Genomic DNA, 21,727 nt, shown 5'->3' with positions numbered 1-21,727 from the left:
CCCGCGGAGCGGGTACCACATCGCTGCGCGATGTGCGAGCGAACACCCGCGCTGCGCGCGGGTGTTGCGCTCCCGCTCCGCGGGAGCGCTGGCGGGACGCTGCGCGTCCCGCGCAACCCGACTGCTGCGCAGTCGGGTTGATGCTCCGTCCGCTGCGCTCCCGGAGTTACGGGACTTCGTCCCGCTGCCAGGCTTCCGCTTCGCTCCAGCCTGGCGAAGCGGGTCCGCTGCGCTCCCCCGCTTGACGGCCCTTCCGGCTGCGCCTTCAGGGCCGTGGGGCCCGCTGTCGCGGGCCTGGCTGGCTACAGGAGGTCAGGAGCGGGACCAGCGTCGGCGTCTGCTGGTGGTCGTGTGGCTGGTGCGGGCGGCTCCGATGCCGGCGAGGTGCAGGGCCAGGGCGGTGAGGCCGAGGAGCGTGATGTTCGTGGAGGAGAAGACATCGTTGGTGTCGATGTCGGCTGCGTTGATCAGGAAGGAGATGAAGAACAGGACGGCGGCGGCTATAGCGAGCATGGGTGGGTTCCTTTCCGGAGAACGCTGCTCACGTGTCCCTCGGTGCCCTGGGGCGCACGGGGGTGTGTGAGAGGCAGGGGGTGGGTTCAGGCTTGTTGGGGGTGGCCAGCGTCGCCTTCGACGACCAGGCGATCGATGCCGGGCTGTTTGGCGCGTTCAACGATGGTGACATCGATCTGTCCGTCGCCGGTGGTGTCGAACTGGTACAGGTCGGCTTTGCCGTCACCTGTGGTGTCGGTCATCCATACGTCGGGCTTGCCGTCACCGTTGGTATCGGCGCTGAGGATGACGTGGTGCTCATCGCCCTGAGTCTCGACCGCTTCTTCGGTGTGCGCTGAGGTGTCCATGACCGCCGAATGCCCCAGAGTGAAAGACGGAAACGAGCACGAGTCAAGGCGGCTTTAGACGACGGGAGGGGGGCTGCTTCGTGGGGGCTGCGCACACGGGCGGCGCGGCGGGGGGCGCAGCTTTCGCTGCGCCCCCCGCCCCTGGCGGACTCTTCTGATGGTGTATGGGCTGTCGGCTCGGCCTGCTGACGCGGGCCTGGCTGGCTGCAGAGGTAGGTGCCGGGGGTGGTTATTCGATGTGTCCGGTGGTTGGGTCCACCTGCTTCAAGAAGTCCCGGGCTGACGACTGTAGTTCCGGCTCGCTCAATGCTCTGGCCGGCTGCACGGCCGAAGTGAAGCCGTATCCGGGGTTGGGGCCTGACAGCCAGGTGAAGTCGTATGTACCCAACTCGTCGGGTCGCTCTGTGACCTCGAACGCTTCCCCGTCGACCATCAGTGTCAACCGTCGTGTGCTGCGTCTGTCCATGACTGGCCAGTATGCCGGGGTCCTGCCATCGCTCGTTCGTGTCGGTGTCTCCGGGGGACCGTGCGATCAAACTGATGCAGCATGTAGCGTTGGAGAGAATGTTACACACCTTGCAGCCACCCGGTCGGGGCACGCTCACGTCATCAGAAAAAGGGAAAGCCGTATGTGGAGTACCTTTGGCGAAAAGAGAGTAGGGGGAGATGTCGATCAACGAGGGAATCCCTGAAGGGCTTACTCGCAGAGCGCAGTACTTTATTGGGTGCCACGGCTACTGGACCGGTCGGGGTGATGTCGAGCGGTCCAGGGCCTTTTGGGGGCTGGAGCATGGGATCCCTGGCGGGCAGATCGATCGGGTGGCCGCCTTCGAGGCTGTCTGGGGTGGCCTGGCCCTTTCCCCTTCTCCTCACTATGACGGAGGCCCTCGGGCGTTCCGTGGGGGCGTTCCGGAAGGGCCGGCCCCTGACTGGCTCTTCGACGCTGGTGCGCAGCGTACGGCTCTTCCGTATTCGTTCGTGGTGGGTCCGAACGGGGAGTTCGGGCTTGAGGCCGGGGAGTGGGTGCCCTTGCATGCGAGCGTCGAGGGGTGGGTGGAGGCTTTGGCGTTGGCGGATCACGCCCGTAGGTGTGCGCGCACGACCACGGTGCTGACAGGCGCTGCTGTGGACGATCTGGAGCTGGACGGGTTCGAGGTCGTGCCAGAGGTCGCTGGCCTTGCGGACGCCTGGTGGCGCGGCACCGACTCGCTGGTCGCTGTCTACCGCGGCGAAGCCGAGATCATGGAATCACCGCGTTGCCAGACCGCCACGATCTACGCCGGACTGGACTCGTGGGGGCTCAGAGGACTTGACGACTTCGGCACACCGTCGAAGTAACCTCACGCCCCGGCAAGCTGAAGTCCGCCCCGGAAAAGGGAACCAGAAAATGCACGTCATCTCACTCAGGGAACACCAGGTCCATCAGAAATCTGCCTTCCGTGCATGGGTCGGATTCCCTGCAAGGTCATCCGTGCCGCCGCAGGGGGCGCGGGGCACGATCGTGTCTGCGACCGGCTCAGGCAAGACGATCACGGCCGCCGCGTGCGCGCTGGAGTCGTTCGCGGACGGCCGGATCCTGGTGACCGTCCCGACCCTGGATCTGCTCGTACAGACCGCCCAGGCGTGGCGTCTGGTGGGCCACCGAGCGCCGATGGTCGCGGTGTGCTCGCTGGAGAAGGACGACGTCCTGGAACAGCTCGGGGTGCGGACCACGACCAACCCGATCCAGCTCGCACTGTCGGCCGGGTCCGGGCCCGTGGTCGTGTTCGCCACGTACGCCTCTCTCGTGGACCGCGAGGACGTCGACGCTCCCGAGGGTCAGCGGACTGTTCGCGGGCCGCTGGAGGCCGCCCTGGCGGGCGGAGAGCGGCTCTACGGGCAGCGCATGGACGGCTTCGACCTCGCCATCGTGGATGAGGCGCACGGTACCACTGGTGATCTTGGTCGGCCGTGGGCGGCGATTCACGACAACACCCGGATCCCGGCGGCCTTCCGGCTCTACCTGACCGCCACCCCGCGCATCCTCGCCGCGCCCCGGCCCCAGAAGGGCACGGGCGGCCAGGAGGCGGAGCTCGCGACCATGGCCGATGACCCGAACGGGACCTACGGTGCGTGGCTCGCAGAGATCGGGCTCTCGGAGGCGATCGAGCGCGAGATTCTCGCCGGGTTCGAGATCGACGTCCTGGAGATCCACGACCCGTCGCCTGTGCTCTTGGAGTCCGAAGAGGCACGGCGCGGCCGGCGCCTGGCGCTGCTGCAGACCGCGCTCCTGGAGCACGCCGCCGCCTGGAATCTGCGTACGGTCATGACGTTCCACCAGAAGGTAGAGGAGGCCGCGGCGTTCGCGGAGAAGCTGCCGGAGACGGCGGCGGAGCTGTACGTCACCGACGCCACGGACGCCGATCTGACGGCCGCGGAGCAGCTGCCGAAGTCCTCGATCGACGCGGAGTTCTACGAGCTGGAGGCCGGCCGCCACGTCCCGCCGGACCGCGTGTGGTCGGCATGGCTGTGCGGCGACCACCTCGTCACCGAGCGGCGCGAGGTGCTGCGCCAGTTCGCCAACGGAATCGACGCCGCGGGCCGGCGGGTCCACCGGGCCTTCCTCGCCAGCTGCCGCGTCCTCGGCGAAGGCGTCGACATCACCGGCGAGCGCGGAGTCGAGGCCGTCTGCTTCGCGGACACCCGCGGCTCTCAGGTGGAGGTCGTGCAGAACATCGGTCGCGCTCTCCGGCTCAACAAGGACGGCAGCACGAAGGTGGCCAGGATCATCGTGCCGGTCTTCCTGGAGCCAGGCGAGGACCCCACCGACATGGTCGCCTCCGCCTCGTTCCGCCCTCTTGTAGCCGTCCTCCAGGGGCTGCGCTCGCATGATGAGCGTCTGGTCGAGCAGCTCGCCTCCCGCGCACTCACCAGCGGCAAGCGCAAGATCCACGTCCGGCGGGACGAGGACGGGCGGATCGTCGGGGCCGGCGGCGCGGGCGACGGCGAGGACCAGGACGACGGCACGCAGGCCGCCGCTGAAGCCGCCCTACTTCACTTCTCCAGCCCGCGCGACGCCGCCACGATCGCGGCCTTCCTCCGTACCCGGGTGTACCGGCCGGAGTCGCTGGTGTGGCTGGAGGGCTACCAAGCCCTCACCCGCTGGCGGAAGGAGAACGAGATCACCGGCCTCTACGCCGTGCCGTACGACACCGAGGCCGAAGTCGGCGTCACCAAGGACTTCCCGCTTGGCCGCTGGGTGCATCAGCAGAGGAAGGCGCTGCGGGCCGGGGAGCTGGAACAGCGGCGCAAGACGCTCCTGGACGCACCGGAGGCCGGGATGGTCTGGGAACCCGGCGAGGAAGCCTGGGAGAACAAGCTCGCCGCCCTGCGGTCCCACCGGAAGGCCACCGGACACCTCGCACCCCGGCAGGACGCCGTCTGGGGCGAAGGCGAGGGTGACAGTGAGCAGCTGGCCATCGGACAGCTCCTCGCCAACCTCCGCCGCAAAGGCGGGCTGGGGAAGGATACGGAGCGGGCCGTCGTGCGCGCGCAGCAGCTGGCTGCAGTCGATGGGGACTGGAACTGTCCATGGCCGCTGGACTGGCAGCGGCACTACCGCGTCCTGGCGGACCTGGTCGACGCCGACGGCCACCTCCCCGACATCGCATCCGGGGTGCGGTTCGATGGCGACGACATCGGACGATGGCTGAAGCGGCAGAAGAACCCGGGCACCTGGGCACAGCTCCTCCCCGAGCAGCAGCAGCGGCTGTCCAAGCTGGGCGTGCAGCCCGACCAGACCCCGCCTCCCACCCCCGTGGCGCCCCTTGCGGCAGGGAAGGGCCCGAGCAAGGCACAGCAAGCCTTCCAACGCGGCCTGACCGCCCTCACGCAGTGGGTCGAGCGGGAAGGCGCCCACCGGCCCGTCCCCCGGAAGGCGGTGGAGGTCCTGCCCGATGGAACCGAGACCAAGCTCGGCATCTGGTACAGCAACACCAAGACCCGACGCGACAAACTCAGCGCCGAGCAACTCGACGTACTCCGGGAACTGGGAGTGCAGTGGGTGTAGAGGGGCCACCCACATGAGGTTGGGCCGACGCTCTCACCGGCTGTCTAGGACGGTCTTCTTTGGCCCCGGGTGAACGGCTTCATGTGGCCCCACCGAGGAACGGTTTGAAGTGGCCCCACCTGACGGCCGGTAGGGCGGGGATGCACTCGTTTGGAGTAGTGCGGTATTGACCCGGATTCGCGACCGGGATCACGCTGTGTGAGTACTTGATTACGGCCGTGTCAGGAGGCCGGGTTTTGCAGCGTGTCGAGTTGTTCGAGCGGATCCGTCGCGACCGGAGGCTGGAGAACGCCTCCGTCCGTGAGCTGGCCCGCCGTTACGCGGTCCACCGCCGGGTGGTCCGCCAGGCCCTGGACAGCGCGTTGCCGCCCCAGCGCAAGGAGCCTGTGATGCGCCGGTCGGCGCTGGATCCGGCCAAGGGCTGGATCGACGAGATGCTGCGGTCGGATCTGACCGCGCCGCCGAAGCAGCGGCACACCAACAAGCGGATCCTGGACCGGCTGCGCGACGAGTACGGCTTCACCGCCGTCGCCTACACCACCCTCAACGACTACCTGCGGGTCCGCCGTCCTCAGATCAAGGAGGAGGAGGCGGACCGGGCCCGGATGATGCACGAGGGCATGGTTCCACAGTTCCACCGGCCCGGGGAGGAGGCCGAGGTCGACTTCGCCGAGGTCTGGGTCCGGGTGGACGGCAAGCCGATGCAGTGCCAGCTGTTCACGCTGCGGCTGTCGTATTCAGGCAAGGCCGTCCACCGGGTCTTCTCCACGTCGGGCCAGGAAGCGTTCATGCAGGGCCACGTGGACGCCTTCCGGATCCTCGGGGGCGTCCCGACCCGGCACATCCGTTACGACAACCTCAAGCCGGCGGTCTCCCAGGTCTGCTTCGGCCGCTCGCGGGTGGAGTCGCAGAGGTGGGTGGCCTTCCGGTCGCACTACGGATTCGACGCCTTCTACTGCCGGCCAGGTAAGGAAGGCGCCCATGAGAAGGGCGGGGTCGAGCACGAGGGCGGACGGTTCCGCCGCACGCACCTGGTCCCGGTCCCCGACGTCGACACGCTGGCCGATCTGAACGCTCGGATCGAGCAGATCGAGGTGGCCGAGGACTCCCGGCACATCGACAACCGGCCCACGTCGGTCGGCTTCGATTTCGACTACGAGGCCCCGCTGCTGGCCCCGTTGCCGTTCGAGGAGTTCGATGTCGGGCTGACGCTCACGCCGAAGGTCGACAAGACCTCCAGGGTCACGGTCCGCCAGAACAAGTACTCGGTTCCGGCCCGGTTCATCGGCCAGAACGTCCGCGTCTCGCTGCGGGCGGATGAGGTCTGGGTCTTCGACCGGCACGAGATCGTCGTCCGCCACCCGCGGCTGGCCGGCCGCTATGGCTTCCGCGATCTCCTTGACCACTACCTGGAGATCCTGCGGACGAAGCCTGGCGCCCTGGAGAACTCCACCGGCCTGGCCGCGGCCCGCGAAAGCGGTCTATTCACCTCGGTCCACGACGCGTTCTGGGCGGCCGCCCGCGAGGCAAGAGGCCGGGCAGAAGGCACCCGGGCCCTGATCGACGTCCTCCTTCTGCACCGCCGGCTGCCCGGCGAAGCAGTGATCGCGGGCATGAACGCGGTCCTCCAGGCCGGGTCGGTCTCCCCGGACCTCGTCGCGATCGAGGCACGCAAGGCCGTCGCCGCAGCCGGCGGACCCCCGCCCGTCGTGATCGCCCCGCCCGCAAGCGCCACTGCCGCCGAGGACGGGCCCGAAGACCAGGACATCGTCTCAGCGCGGGTGATCTCACTGCCCGCACGTCGTCCTGAACTGCCGCCGGACACCCGGCCGGAACCCTCCCTGGCCGCCTACGGCCAGTTGCTCTCTATCCAACCGAAAGGCTCAGCATGACGCAGAGCACCTCCCCCGCCCCGGCGACCACGGGGCGGTGGGGCTCCTTCGGCCTGCCCGCTCAGCGCGGGGCCGACCCGTCGGCCACGATCGACGCGGCCTGCCGGAACCTGGGCCTGTCCACGATCCGCGGCCGCTGGGAGGAGTTCGCCGCCCAGGCCCTGCGCGAGCACGCGTCCTACGCGGACTTCCTGGCCGAGCTGCTGGAGAGCGAGTGCGAGGACCGGGACGAGAGGCGCAAGTTCCGGCGGGTCAAGGAGGCGGGCTTCCCCCGGAACAAGCGGATCGAGGACTTCGACTTCTCCAAGAACCCCAACGTTCCGCCCGAGGTCATCAGCACCCTCGCCCAGCCCGGCTGGGTCCAGGCCGGCAACCCGCTCTGCCTGATCGGCGACTCCGGCACCGGAAAGTCCCACCTGCTGATCGGGCTGGGCACCGCGATCGCGGAGGCCGGCGGTCGGGTCCGCTACACCACGGCGGCGAACCTGGTGAACGAGCTGGCCGAGGCAGCCAGCGACAAGCAGCTGGGCCGCACGATCAAGAAGTACGGCCGGGTCGACCTGCTCTGTCTCGACGAACTCGGCTACGTCAAGCTCGACCGGCACGGCGCCGAGCTGCTGTTCCAGATCTCCACCGAACGCGAGGAACGGCACGCGATCGCGATCGCCTCGAACAGGCCGTTCACCGAGTGGGACCAGACCTTCACCGACAAGGCGGCTCTGCCAGGCCATCGTCGACCGGCTCACCTTCGAGGCCCACATCATCGAGACCGGCACCCAGTCCTTCCGCCTCGCCAGCACCACCGCCAAGCGCAAGGCGGCTGCCGCCTGACCGCGAGAGCGGTCCCGTGGTGAGAGCGATGCATGCCCCTCGCTCTCACCACCCATCGGCACCCACAACGAGCGACACCCAGCTCAAGCCCCCGCACGCCTGACTGAGACACTGAACGAGTTCAGTCTCATGGGTGGGGGTCCATATGAACCGCAGGCTGTTCGGCCTCGCATGCACGCTGGTCCTGGCAGCATCGGTGAGTACGACCGGATGCTCCAGCCGATACTCCCCGTGCCCAGGAGCGGACCAGAGGCCCGAGGGACTGAACACGCAGGACCTGGTCGGCACCTACGAAGACTCTGCCGCACGGTTGACTCTCCGCAACGACGGGACTTTCACGACGGTCGGGTGGCCCGCAGACCTTGAAGGAGCCTCCGGCAACCCCCGGGACAGAACCGGAAGCGGAACCTGGAAGCTGACTCCCGACCACGACGCCGACTGGCCCGTCTCCTTCAGCTTCCACAAGATCAGCGGCTACTGGGACAGCGATGTCAACGGTGGTTACTACGGAAGCGGTCTCTACGTCGGCGGCGGTCGAGAGAACCCACACCTCTACGAATACGTCGGCGATCCCGACAGTTGCGACCTCAACACCCTCACACGGAACAGTCGAGACGTCGGCCCCGCGGCCTCCTTCACCTGGCCAGCGCGTCGTCTGCATGTGAACTAACGCGTCGGCAGTGCCTCAACAAGGCGCCCGCCCGTCCGCATTCCTGTCAGGGGAAGCAGCCGGGCGGGCTCCGTGGACCACACGCTACCGGCCGCCGCGGACCACCGTCCGCACCTGGCAGCCTCCATCCCAGGACGCCGCCGAAACGTCACCCGATCGAGGGGTGGGGCCACTCCAAACCGTTCCTCTGCAGCACCGTCCAGACTCGTCACCCACACGGCTCAAAAGTGGGGCCAGACGAAACCGTTCCGGTGGGGCCAAAACACACCGTCGAAAACACACCGGCGGACTCTTCGGCTTCCGCTACTGACCTCTGTCACGCACCACCGCCCACCGTCGCCTTCCCCCGGTGCCCAAGCCACTCTTATAGCGCCTGCGGGGCGCGCCCGCCCCAGAGTGCTCAGGATGGAGTCTCGGCATCGTCACGGAGGGGGAACAGGCATGCCTGGTCTTGGGTGGGAAGACTGGACGGTCGCGAAAGTGGACCCGAACTGCCTCCCGACCGACTGGGGCTGGAAGGTCACACGCCCCTCAGGCCGCGGCTTCGACGACGACCCTGTCGATTATGGCGCCTCCCTACGCGATCACCGCAGCATCCTCATCGAGGAAGCACCGGGTGTACCGCTGCGCCGCCGCAAGCAGCCATGGCACCGCGCAGCATCACATGCGACAGGCGCCTCCTACTTGCCGTTCACCACCGAGACCCCGTTTGGATTGTGGATCTTCACTCTTGCCCCCAACGACGACGAGGAGCGCTCCGGGCGGACCTGGGGCCAAACGATATGGTCCCGAGTACCGGCCTGGTGGGCGCTGGGGCCGCAAGGGCGAACAGCAGCCGCGCTGATCGCTCGAGTGGAGAAGCTGACCTGGGACGAAGTCCTCGCTCTGCGCCGCTCCTACGACAAGGCATGGCCGACTGACCGCGAAGACCCCGCCTGGTACGAGGCGCAGGACCTCGCTGCGACCACGGGCCGTGCGCAGTTGAAGAACGTACTGATCAAGCACAGCGAAGCAGCACTGCACCGAACGGCGCGCGTCCACGGCAAGCGCGTGCGGGGCTTCTCAGACGAACAGAAATCTGTGTGCTTCGCCGCCAGGGCCCTGGCGATCGAGGACCTCTCCCCCGGCCTCGCCCAACGCCTCCTCGGCCCGCTCCACCTCGCACTCGGCGACGTCCGCACCTACCCCGTACCCCCATGGGCCGACAGCCTGTAGCACTCGTGGAACCGACGCTGACCGTGCTCCAGTCAATCCGGCCCTCGGCATCAGCGTCGGCCTGGACCCGCAGAATTTTCTCCCACGTGCCGTCCGCCGACCACCTTCGATGATGATCGTGAACCGTCTTCCAAATACCGAAGCAGGAAGGCAGGTCCCGCGACGGGAGACCGATCCGCTGCCGGAACAGCGAGCGCGATTCGAGGTAGGCGGTGTGCTGGTGGGGCCGCCCGCGGCCAGGCCTGGTCGGCTGCTACGAAGACTGAGAAGACGCACGCGCCGTCAACTGACCTCAAATATCGTCAGATAGCGACTTACATCGCAGGTCTTGTAGAACACGGAATGAAAGAAGTGCCCGGCCATGAGCGAAGAGACGTCCCCCGTCCCCCCGATGCCCGAGCTTCCTCCGAGAGCGCCGTCGCGGCGCAGGCGCCCGTTCCTCAGCGGCCTGGCCGTCGGTCTGGTGGTGGGCGGACTCGCCGTGGGAGGGGTGATGGCGCTCGTGAACGACTCGGAGCCCAAGGATCCCGCCACGGCCTCCAGCTCGCCGTTGCCTGAAGCGACGACAGAGGCTCCTCAGGAGACCGTCGAGGCCACCCCGGAGGAGGTCTTCAACGAGGCACCGGGTGCGCAGGACTTCACGATTACGCTGAAGACCACCTCCAAGCAGTGCTTCGGCTCCGCCGGGTGCAACATCACCGTCGAGCCGAACCTCTCCTACGGCGGACTGCTCCCCCTCAACCCAGGCAAGACCTACTCGATTACCTACGAGGTGCTCGGGTCGGAAGACGGAGCAGTCATCCAGACGATGGAACTGTCCGATCAGACCTCCCTCACCTTCAGGTCGACCACCGTCTCCACGGCCAGCAGGGGCGTAAAGCTCACCGCCAAGGTGACGGACATCGAGGAGCAGGGATGACCTGGGAGTAGTAACCCGTGTATAGCTCGTAGACCGCGCTCTTGAGTGCCATCACCCGCAGCGCGCCCTGGAGGAGCGGTTGGGCGTCGCGGGTGACGGAGTACTCGTTGACGAGCGGGCCGCCGTAGAAGTCGTCCCACTCGCCCGTGTAGAGGGCGCAGCCCTCGAGGACGGTGGGCATCTCGGAGTCGGCCTGCCAGGCCGCGTGGACTATCCGGGCCCGGTCCGCGACGGCGGTGGGCTCGATGGCGGTGGTGGTCACGGTGGTGCTCCTCTCGGTGGTGGCGCGCGGGTGGTGGCCGTGCCCCCGGGGGTTGCGGGGGTCACCCCGGAGGCACGGCGGTTCAGGAGGCCCCGGTGGGGCGGATGTTGCCCGGCGCGGTGGTCAGGGGGGTGTCCTGGCCGGGCGGGAGGAGGTAGGCGCGGCGGGTCCAGGCGGGGATGCCGGTGTGGGTGGGCTGCTGCTCGCAGCGGACGTCGAGGAGTTCGCCCTCGACGCCGGAGGGTCCCGCACCCTTTGACCGACGAGGCCGAGGACGTCGTTGGGCGTGGTGGTCGTGCTCATCCGGTTGGCTCCGGGGCCGTGCCGTGCTCCTGGGGGGGTGTGCTCGTCGTCGTCGAGGAAGCGGGCGTACCCGGCGCGGGCCCGGGCGATCAAGTCCGGGGAGGGAACGCCGTACGCGGGTTCCTGGGGCGGGATGTCGGGGTGCGTCATGTGGGCATCGCTCCCGGGCGTCAACACGGTGACGGAAGCCGTCTGCGGCGGGGACTGGCGGAGTTGACCGTACGGGCGTGCGCAGTGGGGTAACACTGACCGTGAGTACGGGTTCGCGTACGAGCGCCGAGCCGGAAGGCGGCCCGCGATGGGCAGGCAACCACCACCGCCGAGAGCAGTGGCGGGCTTCGTGCTGCGTCTCGCGCGGGAAAGCGCGGCGCTGACGCGGGCGCGGCTCGGCGAGGAGCTCGCGGTCGATGTCGACACGGTGCAGGGCTGGGAGTCGGGACGGCGGCCGCTGGCGAACGTGAAGGCGGGGGTGCTGCTGGAGATGCGGCGGCGTCTGCCCGTGCTCGGAGCGCAGCCGGGGATCGTCGCGGCGTTCGAGGCGGCGATGGACGCCGATCGGATTCTGGCGGCCGGGCTCGGCATCGGGGGGCGGGTTCATCCGCTGGCCGGGTGGGTGCACACCCGGGAGACCGCGCACCTGCTGTCCTGGCCACTGACAGGCACGACGCCGCCCGTGCTCGCTGGACGTCTCCCCCGGCCCCGGCGCGGGCCGGCCGCTGCCGCGCCTGTCTTGTCCGTCGGGCAGCGCGAGGCGTTCTTCGTTCATCTGAGGGAGACCACCGAGCGGGCGGCCGGGCAGGGTGAGGAAGGGGCGCTGTTGCACCGCCAGGCCCTGTATCTCGCCTCGTACGACCGGGGGGAGGAAGCTGCCGCTTGGACGCGGGCGGCTCTGCACCGCGGTCGCGACGTCCTTGCCCGGCGTGGTTTCTCTCCGCACTGGGCCGGCGCACGGTCGACCGCCACCGCGCTCGCCCGGCAGGGCGACCCACAGCCGCTGCTCGACTTCATCGACCGCGCGCTCGCCGACGACGACACCGCCGAGGCGGCGAACCTGAACTACTGGGCCTCCTGGGTCGGCGCGCTCGGGCCGGCGCAGCCGGACGACACCTTCATGCGCGATCAGACCCTCACCGGCTGGGATCCGGTGACGCTGTTACGCGGCCTGGCCCGCGGGCTGCACGTGGCGCCCGGGTATGTCGACCTGTACGCGCACACCCTGTGGGCGCTCCTCGTGCGGTTCCCGTGGCTGCCGCAGGCCGCCGGGCAGATCGCCGGCCCGCTGCGGGTGCGGACCGGGCAGCTCCTCGATGGGGCCGAGTTGTCGGCACGATCCCGGCGTGAGCTGGGCAGGGTCCATTACGGTCTCGATCACAACCGCTGACGTACGGAGGACCACATGGCCGACGACAACACCGCCCGGGGCACCGCGAGCTTCATCTCCGAGCTCGGCGTGCTGAAGAAGGTGGCGCGGACCGGCTGGTGGTTCACCGGCAACAAGACGCCCGAGTCCGTCGCGGAGCACTCCTTCCGTGTCGCGGCGGTCGGCGCGATCCTCGCGATGATGGAGGGCGCGGACGCGGGAAGGGTGGCGCTGATGTGCACGTTCCACGACAGCCAGGAGACGCGGATCGGGGACATCCCGCACATCGGCCGCAGGTACATCAAGGCTGCCGAGAACGGGGAGGTGACCGCCGACCAGGTCGTCAACGCCCACCCCGCCGTCCGCGCCGGCGTCCAGGCCGCGGTCGACGAGTACGAGGCCCGCGAGACGCTGGAGGCGAAGGTCGCGCGCGACGCCGACAAGCTGGAGTGCCTGTTCCAGGCCGCCGAGTACCGCGAGCAGGGCTACAGCCTCACCCAGAACTGGATCGACACCTCGCTCGCCTCGCTCACCACGGCGTCGGCGAAGGCGCTGGCCGAGGCGGCACTGACCGGCTCCTCCCTGGACTGGCAGAAGAACGTCCGGTCCTGACCCGCTCGGACGGGTGCAGGGGTGAGGACCGCGCGGGCGGGGTGGCACCGGGTTGGTACGGTCGCCGGATCCCGTAACGGAGGCTGATGTGCAGGAGAACCGTATGGCGCGTCCGACGCCCCAGGAGTGGGACGACGTCCTGGCCATGCTGACGGAGGTGCAGCGCACCTTGGGCGCTTCCGTCGATTCCGGTGTCGTGGAGGACCACGACCAACATGTACTGGGGCTGCCGTCCGGTGTCTCCGGCGCGACGCCGGGCGGCGCCCGGATCGAGGCGGCTCTGTACGCCGTGCTGTGCGCACGGCACTTGGTGGAGCAGGCCGTGCACGGGAGGGAGCTGCGTGGCGTGCCGGTCCTGGAGCGCACGCAAAAGTACTTGGCCATCGCCGGTGGGTACGTCGCCACCGCCTGGACCACAGAACAGGACCAGCGGGTCAACCGACGCCCCCAGTAGGCCGGCCGTCTGGTGAATACGCCCTTGGGCTCCGGACCGTGAACAGGTTCGGAGCCCAAGGCGTGCGCGGAGTCGGTCCGGAGGCGTTCATGGTCCGCCCGATCACCTATCAGCAGGCCCATTCACCTGGGAAAACAGGGGGCGGACCTTTCAGGGTCACGGCCGAACTGACCATGGTGAGTTCCACTCACCAGCCGCCCCCGTCCGGCTCGTGCACGTGGAGATGACGGCGAGAAGTGAGAGCGGCGGGCCGCTCTCACTTCAAGGACCGGCAACGCGGACGTGGTCGGCTGAAAAATGTAGTTCGTACGGACAGCAGCAGTCGGAGCTGAGCGTGGCGACGAGGGTTCCGCAGGCACACCGCTGGTTCATTCCGCCGGTCGGGGTTGCTCCGCAGCAAGCGGAGGACGCGTGGTGGTACTCCAGGCCGTGGGCATCGTCCGGGTTGATGACGATGTTGCCTCGCGGGCCCTGTGACACGAGCCATTGCCCGTGCTGGTTGCTTATCGTCCCGTAGCGCGGCATTGCCTGTGCGGGGACCTCGGAGGCCACCAGGGGTGCACCGTATGGCTCTGTCTCTATGGCATAGCAGCCTGCCGGCACAGTCGGCGGCGACGGACCGGGATCCTCGGCGTCCCACCACGCGTAGTACGGCGCCTCGGGAACTGCGGTCAGTCGAGTGAGGGGACCCGTCAGAGGGACTTCACAGGTCACGCAAACAAAGATCACTGCTTCGGCCTCCGTGGGGCCCTCGGCAGCGGGGGCGCGGCGCTGGGCCGCCACCCTGCCAGTCTGGTCCTGGCCTCGTCGGTCGTCCATGCGCTGACCGTACGTGGCGTGCTGCCTGTCTTTACAGCGACCCCGCCAGACACCACACGTCGGGCACCCCGTGTCAAGCGACCAATTGCTTCCGAAACTCATCAATACCGTCTTCCGCGCCCACGGAGTGCTCTCACGCTCGGGCAACACACGCTTTCGCCGCTACTCACCGACAACGCCAGCCTGGGTCCGACGTTCCCCAGCCCGGGTCGCTGAGGGGGCCCCGGTTGGTGTCGTGACTCATGGTGGCCTCCCGTCCGCGGGGGCGTGTGTGCGCCGGTGACGTGACGGTAGTCGCGGGTGGTGTGTGTGACTAGCCTCCGCAATTCGAACAGAAGTACGTTTCTTGTGTGAGCAAGAACGACGCACCCGCCCCGAAGCTGTTGTTCCCCGCGGACTTGCGGGACCTCCAGGTTCGGCTGCACCGTGCCCGCGCCGAGTACCAGGCGCTGTGCAGGACGCTGCCGTGGTCCGTCGAGCCGATGCCGCGTCCAGCGCCTCCGACTCGCCTAGCAGGGACAGGAACGGGCGCACGGCGTTGTAGCGCAGGGCCAGCTTCTCGCGCATCGCTGCCTCGGCCGAGCCGTCGTCCTCGGGGCACCAGATCCTCGACGGTCGCCACCGCCCCGGCCACCGCCGTACGCGGCACCGCCTCCTCGACCGCCGCCCACAGCGCGGCGACGTCCAGGTCCGCGTCGTGCTCGGCGACCAGGTCCAGCTCACGGTTGAGGATCCTCGACGCCTTCGCGAGAATGCGGGCCGCCTTCTCCAGCTGCGGCAGCATCGCCAGGCGTTCCCGGTCCGACGCCCGGCAGGGCTGATCAGCCGGTTCGCCATCAGCACCGCGAACAGGTCCAGCGCGTCGTCGACTGCCAGCGCCTCCAGCTGACGCACCACCGCCGTCAGCAGCGCGGTCCACCGCGGCTCCGGCGCCCGCTCGATGGCCCTGCTCATCAGTCAAGAACTCCACCGGCACGAGCGGACCGTAGCCAGCGCCAACGACCGCCCGGGGCGGGCTGAGCAGCAAGATCCGTGCCGCGGTCGACGCCGCGGGACTGCCCCTGTCGTTCGTGCTCACCCCGGCCAGGCCGGGGACAGCCCCCAGCTCCCGATCGTGCTGGACAAGGTCCGCGTTCCCGGGCCCGTCGGCCGCCCCCGCACCCGGCCACAGGCGATGGCCGCGGACAGGGCCTACTCATCCAAGGCCAATCGGGCCTACCTACGCCGGCGCCACATCACCGCGGTGATCCCGAGAAGATCGACCAACAGGCCAACCGCAGGAAGAAGGGGCCGGCCGGCGGACGGCCGGTCACCTACGACGCTGAACGCTACAAACAGCGCAACACCGTCGAACGCTGCTTCCAGAAGATCAAGACCTGGCGCGGACTGGCCATCCGCTACGACAAGGCACCCGTCAGCTACGAAGCAGGCCTCCACCTCCGCGGATCGGTCATGTGGCTGAAGCTCCTCACCGCAACCACATGATCCGAACCCCACATAGCCCTTAAGCCGCCGCCCGTTCCTCGGGCCGTCGGCGCCGGAGGGCGGTACGCAGGAGGGCCGGCGGCTGGTACGCCATGTCGAGGGTGCCCACGTCCGTTCCCGGCGGCACGATCGCGTCGATGCGGTCCAGCAGGTCGTCGTCCAGGACGCGGTCGGCGCCGGCGAGCAGGTCGTCGAGCTGGGCCATGGTGCGCGGGCCGATCAGCGCGGACGTGACGCCGGGGTGGGCGATGGCGAAGGACATCGCGAGGTGAGTCAGCGGCATCCCCGCCTCCTGCGCGAGCGGGATCAGCCGCTCGACCGCGTCGAGGCGCCGGTCGTCCTTGAGGTGCTGGAAGCCGTAGTGGGCACGATGGGTGGCGGCCTCCCGGCCCTTGCGGTAGCGGCCGGTCAGCATGCCGCCGCCGAGCGGCGACCAGACCAGCGTGCCCATCCCGAACTCCTCGGTCACCGGCAGAACTTCGCGTTCGATGCCCCGGTTGAGGATCGAGTAGACCGGCTGTTCGGTGCGCGGCCGGGCCAGTCCGCGGGACTCCGCCACCCAGTGCGCCCGGACGATGTCCGAGGCCGGCAGGGCGGAGGTGCCGAAGGCTCGGATCTTGCCGGCCCGCTGCAGATCGGTCAGCGCCGACAGGGTCTCCTCGATGTCGGTGCCCGGGTCCGGGCGGTGGATCTGGTAGAGGTCGATGTAGTCGGTGCCCAGCCGGCGCAGCGAGTCCTCGACCGCCTTGAACAGCCAACGGCGGGAGGCCCCTTGGTGGTTGGGCTCGTCCCCCATGGGGTTTCCCGCCTTGGTGGCGAGTACGACGTCGTCCCGGCGGCCGCCCTGGGCCAGAGCCTTGCCGACGATCTCCTCGGACTCCCCGCGCGAGTACATGTCGGCGGTGTCGACCAGGTTGATACCGGCGTCCAGCGCCCGGTGGATGATCCGGATCGACTCCTCGTGGTCGGGGTTGCCGATGGCGCCGAACATCATGGCGCCGAGTGCGTACGGGCTGACCCGGATGCCGGTCCGGCCGAGGGTTCGGTAGCGCATGTCTGCTGTCTCCTGTGGATCGGGGATACCCCCAGCCTCTCCACTCCGACCCGTACGATGAATAGTTGTCTGTCCGAATTTCTTTAGCGAGAGTACGGTAGCGTGGGGGATATGAGCGGTGGCGAGTGGCTGTCCGAGGTCTTCGACCTGGTCGAGGTACGTGGGGTGCTGACCGGCGGGGCGGTGGCCCGGGGCGGCTGGCAGTCGCGGGGACCGCTGTACGACCCGGTAAAGTTCTTCGCGATGGTCAACGGCCGGGCCACGCTCTCCACCGACGGCGTCGACCGGCCGATCGAGCTGGAGACCGGCGACGTGGCGATCCTCACCGGACGCCGCTGGGTGGCGTTCGAGGCCGGGGACCCACCGCGCCGCGAAGTGCGCCCCGAGTCCGAGTTCACGGCAGCCGCCTTCGCAGGCTCCGACCGCGGCGCCGACGACATCCTGATAGGCGGCTGCATCAACCTCAACGAGGCCGGCCGCACGCTGCTCGTCGACTCCCTGCCGCCGCTGGCCCACATCCGCGCCGCACAGACGGGCTCGGACCGGCTGCTCTCCTGCCTGACCCGGCTCTTCGACGAGGCGACGGCCGCCCGGATCGGCTCGGCCTTCGCCGTCCGGCAGTATGGCCAACTGGTGCTCCTGGAGGTGCTGCGGGCGTACGTCGGACAGGCCCAACTGCTTCCAGGAGCCCTGCGGTTGCACGCAGACGAGCGGCTGCGCCCGGCGCTCGACCGGATGCACGCCGACCCCGGCCGGCCCTGGCGTCTGGAGGAACTCGCCCAGGCCGCGGCGATGTCACGGACGACCTTCGCCGAACGCTTCCGCGAAGTCGCCGGGACGCCGCCGCTGAGCTATCTGGTCCGCTGGCGGATGGTGCTCGCCCAGCGCGCGCTGCGGGACGGCGACACGCGCGTCGGAGCGCTGGCCGGCGAGTTGGGCTACGGCTCGGAGAGCGCGTTCAGCACCGCCTTCAAACGGGTCGTCGGCGAGTCCCCGCTTCGCTATCGGCTGCGCGTGCGCGATGAGTCCGCCGAATCCGCCGAGTCCAGCGCCACGGTCTGAGGACAACCCGCGGCTTCGCGCGCCGTACACGCCGTCGACGCGCGCAGGGGTCCTGCCGCGGGAGGAGATCCCGACGGCGGCCGCGCCGCCCCGCCCGGCTCGCCCGGGGCATCTCCACCCGACCCTCCCCTCACTCCGCGGTCCGTCCCCACACCCCACCACGGCATGCCGCCACCCGGGCGCGCCTCCGGGGGCCCAAGGACGGTACCTAGACCACATGATCCGCCCGGGACACCTCTCTCAGCCTCGGCGCGGCAGCACAAGCCGGCCGCGCCGCCCTCGCCCACCTACCAGGCTTCCGCACCGGTGACGCCCTCGCCTCCGCCATCCTCACAGCCGCCGCACCAGACCGCATGGCCATCTACGACCGACGAGCCAACAGCGGACTGCACCTCTCGGCATCACCCTCAGTAAGGCACCCGGCCGCTACAGCCGCTCCATAGAAACGCTCGACCAACTCCTCGCCGCCGCCCCAGCCCCGATCCGCACCTGGACCCCACGCGACATGGACCACGGGAGTGGCTGGAGAGGTTCAGGCCCTGCGCCGCCGGCGTGATGTGAACGCCGGCGGCGCGGTCTGCAGGCCGTCCCCGACACGAAGATGCCGGTCGGGGTGGCGAAGGTGTCGCGCCGTGGACGGGTCGGGGCGGGCGCGCCAAGGCGCCAGGGGCTTGGGTCAGAAGTGCCAGGGGCGGGGCGGGAGGAAGCCGCCGGTGCCGGCACCCGGGTAGAGGCGGAAGCTTCCGGTCTCGGTTTCCTGGGCGAGGAGGTCGTTGCGGCCGTCGCCGGTCCCGACGAGTGATTGGAACACGTGCCAGCCACCCCCGAGGTTTTCACGCGGTCCGTGCCCGCCGGTTCCGTTGCCGTCGTACCGGTACAGGTGGCCGTCGGTGGTTTGTACGGCGAGCAGGTCCGGGGTGCCGTCGGTTTTCAGGTCTCCGACGCCGGCGATCTGGCTGTAGATGCCCCAACCACCGCCGAGCGGCACCCGCAAGGTGTGCCCGCCGGTTCCGTTGCCCGCGTACCGGTACAGCGTGCCGTCCTGGTGGACGGCGAAGAGATCTGGGACGCCGTCGGACGTCACGTCTCCGGCATTGGTCAGCAGCCGGATAGTTTCCCAGCCGCCGCCCAGGATCTGAGGCGTGGCGAGGCCGCCTGTGCCGTTGCCGTCGTAGCGGCGCAGCTGGCCCTTGTCGTCGACGGCGAGGAGATCGGGGTGCCCGTCACCGGTGAGGTCGCCGGCACCGACCAGCTTGGTCATGACGTTCCAGCCGCCGCCCATGAGCTCTGGTTCGCGGTAGCCGCCCTTACCGTCGCCGTCGTAGCGCCACAGCTTGCCCGCGTGGTCCACGGCGAACAGGTCGCGCTGTGTGTCGCTGCCGGTGTCGCCGTCGGCGTCCGTGATGAGCCGCAGCGGTCCGGGGAACCGCGGCCATGCGACCCGCTCGACGACGCGTTGGGTGTGCTCGTTGCTGATCCACAGGGCGTCCCGGGCGGGGTCGTAGGCGATGTTCTCGACGTGCTTGGAGACGCGCTTCCACAACTGGACGGGCTGTCCTGGCAGTGCGCGGTAGATACAGCTGTTCTTCGCCGCCTTGTTGGGCTCGAACTCGGGGCAGGTTGCGGATATGAGGTAGGTGCCGTCGTAGGAGACGACGCCCTGCGCGCCCAGGATCGGCGACTGGAATACCTTGCTGGGCGTGGCGAGGGGAAGCCCGCCGGGGCTCTGGCCGGTGTGCTTCAGCAGCCCGGTGGCTTCGTCGAGGGGCCAGCGGGCGATCACACCGCCGTATCCCACGAAGGTGGTGCCCGTGTGGGAGACCAGTTCAGTACTGACGAGGGCGGGCTCCCCGCCGCTCAGGTCGAGAGAGGCTCCGACGTGGCAGGGGCGGTCGGTGGGATCGGTGCGGTACCACGTCCCGCATTCGGCCTTCTCCGCGTCCTGCGTGCCGTCGTACTTGAGGGGGTCGTAGTACTTGCCGAGGAGAGGCAGGACGTAGGTGTAGCCCTCGGCACCGAAGCGGCCGTCCGTGTCCTTGCCCATGTACGTCTTCTTCGACGGGTCGACCTTCCAGAATCGGTCGAGGTCGAATACCCAGTAGCCCTCGCCGTTGCCCACGTAGAGGCGGTTCTTGTACCAGACGGCCGCGTCCGCGTGGGTCTTCAGCCGCTGGAACGAACCGTTTGGGGTGGGTTCGACGAGCATCACGCGGATGTATGGGATGCGGGAGCGGTCGGTCGCGTCCGCGATCGTCAGACGCGAAGCCTTGTTGCCTTCCCCGTTCTCCTTCTTGAACCAGGACGCGATGACGACCTGACGCCCGCTTACCGGGGCATAGGGGGTGGTGTTGCTGGTGATGCCCTGCGGCATCCAGTCGGCCGTTTCCGTGTCCTCCACGTTCCAGCAGAAGCCCTGGGACATCGCGAGGGCTTCATCGCCGGAGTCGGTGAAGCAGGACTGGCGGCCGGATTGGTCGGAGGCCGCGATGACGGTGTCGATGCCGAGGGGGGCCAGAGAGGCATTGGCCTGTTCCAGCGCGTCCGCGCGGGCGGTGAGGTCCGTGTACTCGAGGCGCGCCTGGGAGCCCGTCACGGAGGTGAGCGGCCCGGCGACGGTAGAGCCGGATGCGACCGGCGAGGCAGCAGCGAAGGCATGCGGCGCGGCGGCGGTCGACTGCACCGCCACAGCAGCGATGATTCCCGCCAGCGCGAGACCCGCGCGGCGTAGGGATGCGTTCATGTGAAGTCCGGGGGAAGGGACGGAGAAGGAAGACCGTCCAGGCTCGGCGCCGGGCCTGGACATAGATACCCGGAAATCACATTCCGGCCAGCGTCCGTTTCCCCCGGTACCGACCCTCAAGCCCCCCAGCCCGTCGGGATCGATGATTGGCGACCGTACGCACCCGTGTTCGGTGCGTCAAACTTCAGCGACGCCCTGCACCCACCTGCGACGGCCGCAAGCAGCGGTGACGTGCACCACTGAGTACTGCTCCCCCGCCATCGACGGAGCCGATAGGACGGTGTGCAGCTGACGGTTGTGCACCTTCGCAGTTCAGAGCGGCAGATACTCGGACGGGAAGCAGATCTCCCGGTCGCTCCTGCAGATCTTCGCCTCCGGGTCGAGGAGCCCGTAGGGGCGGTCGAACGTCAGGAAGGTGACCATGCGACCGGAAGGGAATCTCGCGACCGCCTGGTGCACCGGCCCCATCTCCTTGCTGCGCTTGACGTGGCCGAAGCGTGCCGGTCCGCCCTCAGCGATCACGAAGCTCACGACGCGGACCTCATCGAGATTCTCCTCGCTGGTTATCCGGTCATGCTCGCCCGTGGCCGTGAAGAGCAGGCCGGGCGCGGGTGGCTCGTCAGGGAGCCGGCCGCAGTTGAGCGAGCTGTAGCCTTTCCGGATCTTTCCGTAGCAGAAGGTGCGTCCGTCGGGCATCCAGGCCAGGTCGCCGTACCTTGTGTCCAGACGATGGATCACGATCACTTCGTCGGCCGGTGGAATCTTGTGTCCCCCGGGTACCGGGATCTCGAACGCCGTCCGCAGGAAGGCGTGGTCACGATCGCCGACCGCCCCCTCGCCCAGCGGCCGCGCCGGCATCCTGTCGTACGGCCGCTGCGTGACTGCCGGCCGGGCACTGGCCGAGGACTTCGCCACCACGGGCTTCGAGGAATCCAGCGGCTGTTCCGCCCCCGACGCACAACCAGCAGCCAATGTCGCCAGCAGCATGAATGCGGCACCCTTGAAAATCCGTTGCTTCAAGACAATTCCCCCCGTACGTACGGTTCTAGTCCGGCAGACGATAGCGCTGAGAGGATGATCCGTCCGGCCTGGACCGCCAGCGGCTGGGTAGTCCGCAGGCCGTGACAGGAATCGCTGAGCG

Annotated in this window: 16 protein-coding genes and 4 pseudogenes; 12 read left to right on the top strand and 8 right to left on the bottom strand. The window is 68.9% G+C overall.

The features are described from left to right. Positions 1-312: 312 nt before the first annotated feature. Positions 313-513 carry a hypothetical protein gene (locus ACIP84_RS16500; protein ID WP_030326645.1) on the bottom strand — a complete coding sequence of 67 codons (201 nt, stop codon included), beginning with the start codon at positions 511-513 and terminating at the stop codon, positions 313-315. Between the two features lie 86 nt (positions 514-599). Continuing rightward, positions 600-860 (bottom strand): hypothetical protein, encoded by a 261-nt coding sequence (locus ACIP84_RS16495; RefSeq protein WP_401798351.1) that lies wholly within the window; start codon positions 858-860, stop codon positions 600-602. Between the two features lie 666 nt (positions 861-1,526). Between ACIP84_RS16495 and ACIP84_RS16490 the strand changes: the two genes are divergently transcribed. The 6 genes and pseudogenes from ACIP84_RS16490 (at position 1,527) to ACIP84_RS16465 (ending at position 9,516) form a co-directional block, all read left to right on the top strand. Next, on the top strand, positions 1,527-2,198 hold the full coding sequence (locus ACIP84_RS16490) for a hypothetical protein (RefSeq protein WP_401798350.1): 672 nt from the start codon (positions 1,527-1,529) through the stop codon (positions 2,196-2,198). A gap of 49 nt (positions 2,199-2,247) precedes the next feature. Continuing rightward, the gene (locus tag ACIP84_RS16485; RefSeq protein WP_401798349.1) at positions 2,248-4,908 is read left to right on the top strand and encodes a Helicase associated domain protein; all 2,661 of its coding nucleotides are present in this window, start codon (positions 2,248-2,250) and stop codon (positions 4,906-4,908) included. 218 nt (positions 4,909-5,126) lie between these two features. After that, the gene (istA, locus tag ACIP84_RS16480) at positions 5,127-6,800 is read left to right on the top strand and encodes an IS21 family transposase (RefSeq protein WP_401798348.1); all 1,674 of its coding nucleotides are present in this window, start codon (positions 5,127-5,129) and stop codon (positions 6,798-6,800) included. Further along, positions 6,797-7,631 (top strand): annotated as a pseudogene (gene istB / locus ACIP84_RS16475) (IS21-like element helper ATPase IstB). Before istA ends, istB begins: the two are co-directional and overlap by 4 nt. A gap of 145 nt (positions 7,632-7,776) precedes the next feature. Next, positions 7,777-8,301, top strand: a complete 525-nt coding sequence (locus tag ACIP84_RS16470) for a hypothetical protein (protein ID WP_401798347.1) — start codon at positions 7,777-7,779, stop codon at positions 8,299-8,301. 480 nt (positions 8,302-8,781) lie between these two features. After that, positions 8,782-9,516 carry a hypothetical protein gene (locus tag ACIP84_RS16465; RefSeq protein ID WP_401798346.1) on the top strand — a complete coding sequence of 245 codons (735 nt, stop codon included), beginning with the start codon at positions 8,782-8,784 and terminating at the stop codon, positions 9,514-9,516. An 85-nt stretch (positions 9,517-9,601) separates the two neighbouring features. Here ACIP84_RS16465 and ACIP84_RS16460 read toward each other — a convergent pair. Beyond that, positions 9,602-9,745: pseudogene (locus ACIP84_RS16460) on the bottom strand (transposase); the annotation flags it as partial. Between the two features lie 132 nt (positions 9,746-9,877). On the opposite strand from ACIP84_RS16460, the gene ACIP84_RS16455 reads away from it, so the two are divergent. After that, on the top strand, positions 9,878-10,435 hold the full coding sequence (locus tag ACIP84_RS16455; RefSeq protein WP_401798345.1) for a hypothetical protein: 558 nt from the start codon (positions 9,878-9,880) through the stop codon (positions 10,433-10,435). On the opposite strand, the gene ACIP84_RS16450 is transcribed toward ACIP84_RS16455, so the two are convergent. Beyond that, positions 10,398-10,697: a hypothetical protein gene (locus tag ACIP84_RS16450; RefSeq protein ID WP_401798344.1), complete on the bottom strand. Its 300-nt coding sequence runs from the start codon at positions 10,695-10,697 to the stop codon at positions 10,398-10,400. The two genes, ACIP84_RS16455 and ACIP84_RS16450, sit on opposite strands and share 38 nt — an antisense overlap. Positions 10,698-11,328: 631 nt before the next feature. On the opposite strand from ACIP84_RS16450, the gene ACIP84_RS16445 reads away from it, so the two are divergent. From ACIP84_RS16445 to ACIP84_RS16435, 3 genes are all read left to right on the top strand, one after another. Beyond that, positions 11,329-12,381, top strand: coding sequence for a multiprotein-bridging factor 1 family protein (locus tag ACIP84_RS16445; RefSeq protein ID WP_401798343.1), 1,053 nt, complete (start codon positions 11,329-11,331; stop codon positions 12,379-12,381). A gap of 15 nt (positions 12,382-12,396) precedes the next feature. Beyond that, positions 12,397-12,972 carry an HD family hydrolase gene (locus ACIP84_RS16440; RefSeq protein WP_401798342.1) on the top strand — a complete coding sequence of 192 codons (576 nt, stop codon included), beginning with the start codon at positions 12,397-12,399 and terminating at the stop codon, positions 12,970-12,972. A gap of 103 nt (positions 12,973-13,075) precedes the next feature. Next, positions 13,076-13,426: a hypothetical protein gene (locus ACIP84_RS16435; protein ID WP_401798341.1), complete on the top strand. Its 351-nt coding sequence runs from the start codon at positions 13,076-13,078 to the stop codon at positions 13,424-13,426. Between the two features lie 1,278 nt (positions 13,427-14,704). On the opposite strand, the pseudogene ACIP84_RS16430 reads toward ACIP84_RS16435, so the two are convergent. Beyond that, positions 14,705-15,187, bottom strand: a pseudogene (locus ACIP84_RS16430) (Tn3 family transposase); the annotation flags it as partial. Positions 15,188-15,249: 62 nt separating this feature from the next. On the opposite strand from ACIP84_RS16430, the pseudogene ACIP84_RS16425 reads away from it, so the two are divergent. Beyond that, positions 15,250-15,730, top strand: a pseudogene (locus ACIP84_RS16425) (IS5 family transposase); the annotation flags it as partial. A 19-nt stretch (positions 15,731-15,749) separates the two neighbouring features. Here ACIP84_RS16425 and ACIP84_RS16420 read toward each other — a convergent pair. Further along, complete coding sequence (locus ACIP84_RS16420; protein WP_401798340.1) at positions 15,750-16,784, bottom strand: aldo/keto reductase; 1,035 nt, start codon at positions 16,782-16,784, stop codon at positions 15,750-15,752. A 111-nt stretch (positions 16,785-16,895) separates the two neighbouring features. Between ACIP84_RS16420 and ACIP84_RS16415 the strand changes: the two genes are divergently transcribed. After that, the gene (locus tag ACIP84_RS16415) at positions 16,896-17,846 is read left to right on the top strand and encodes an AraC family transcriptional regulator (protein ID WP_401798339.1); all 951 of its coding nucleotides are present in this window, start codon (positions 16,896-16,898) and stop codon (positions 17,844-17,846) included. A 676-nt stretch (positions 17,847-18,522) separates the two neighbouring features. Here the strand turns inward: ACIP84_RS16415 and ACIP84_RS16410 are convergent. Next, complete coding sequence (locus tag ACIP84_RS16410; RefSeq protein WP_401798338.1) at positions 18,523-20,586, bottom strand: FG-GAP repeat domain-containing protein; 2,064 nt, start codon at positions 20,584-20,586, stop codon at positions 18,523-18,525. 312 nt (positions 20,587-20,898) lie between these two features. Next, positions 20,899-21,573: a hypothetical protein gene (locus ACIP84_RS16405; RefSeq protein WP_401798337.1), complete on the bottom strand. Its 675-nt coding sequence runs from the start codon at positions 21,571-21,573 to the stop codon at positions 20,899-20,901. Between the last annotated feature and the right edge of the window lie 154 nt (positions 21,574-21,727).

It is taken from the genome of Streptomyces sp. NPDC088707 (assembly GCF_044752725.1).
Classification (GTDB): Bacteria; Actinomycetota; Actinomycetes; order Streptomycetales; family Streptomycetaceae; genus Streptomyces.
This window is presented reverse-complemented; position numbering and strand designations above follow the sequence as displayed.